We start from the raw sequence: 1,220 nt of genomic DNA, 5'->3' as shown, positions 1-1,220 counted from the left end.
AGCAACTTACCACAATACTATACATATAGCGCAACAAATTTGCGCTTACAAGAAGCGTCCATCGGATACACTATTCCTAAAAGTAAACTTTGGGGAATTGCAGATGTAACAGTATCTCTAGTAGGACGTAACTTATGGATGATCTACTGTAAAGCCCCTTTCGATCCTGAAGCAGTAGCTACTACGAACAACTATTATCAGGGAATCGACTACTTCATGATGCCGAGTACCCGGAATATAGGTTTCAATATAAAGATTAACTTCTAAATACTATGATGGACATGAAACGAATATATAACATTCTTCTGATAATGATCCTTTCATTATTTCTGCTCCCGTTGGGCGGTTGTTTCGACAGTGATATCAACCGGAGTATGTATGAAGCGGACGGAGAAGAAATGCAGCGTGAGAATCATATTGTCGGTGCTACGCTCAAAGGAATGCAGGGGTTGGTTATCCCTACACGTGAGCACCTTTACCAGTTTATGGATGCCATGGCAGGAGGAGCTTATGGTGGCTATCTGGAAGGAATCGTAGACACTTGGGTGATGAAATTCTCCACTTTCAATCCCGAACAGGGATGGCTGAAATCTCCATTTGCCGATCCGATCAAAGATATGTATCCGCAGTATCGTGATATGCTGAACAAGACGGATGATTCTGTGGCTTTAGCTTTCGGTAAAATCCTCCGTGTCTGTATCATGCATCGTGTGACGGATATTTATGGTCCGATTCCTTACTCGAAGATGATGGATAATGATAATTCGGGTGAAGATTTGGCTGTCCCTTATGATTCGCAGGAACAAGTATATACACAGATGCTGAAGGAACTGGAAGAAGCGGATAAAGTACTGGAAGAAAATAAAGACTTGTCGTCCGAGGCTTTCCGCAAATTGGAAGATCTGTATTACGGAAATATTTCCAAATGGCGTAAGTTTGTACATTCCATGCAACTTCGTATTGCCATGCGTATGAGCTATGTCAATCCTACTGAAGCACAACGTATTGCGCAGGAGGCTGTGGAAGCCGGAGTGATTGAATCGAATGAGGATAACGCCATGCTTCATGTGGCGGAGAACCGTTCGGAATTGTTATTTAATAATTGGAATGACTACCGTATCAGTGCCGATTTGGTTTCTATTATGAAAGGTTATGAAGATCCGCGTTTGGATAAGATGTTTGTCAAAGGGGTGCAGACAGTCGATCAGGATGGCGAGAAA

The 1,220-nt window shown here is 42.5% G+C and carries 2 protein-coding genes; both read left to right on the top strand.

The window, feature by feature from the left end; translation table 11 throughout:
• Window positions 1-267 (top strand): hypothetical protein (locus AB5935_RS24660; protein ID WP_368327721.1); only part of this gene is annotated, 267 nt, incomplete at its 5' end.
• Window positions 268-272: 5 nt separating this feature from the next.
• The coding region (locus AB5935_RS24655) for a SusD/RagB family nutrient-binding outer membrane lipoprotein (protein ID WP_368327720.1) at window positions 273-1,220 on the top strand (948 nt) is incomplete at its 3' end.

Source organism: Phocaeicola sp. RTP21198st1_B8_RTP21198_201120, assembly GCF_040929485.1.
GTDB classification, from domain to species: Bacteria; Bacteroidota; Bacteroidia; order Bacteroidales; family Bacteroidaceae; genus Phocaeicola; species Phocaeicola dorei.
This window is presented reverse-complemented; position numbering and strand designations above follow the sequence as displayed.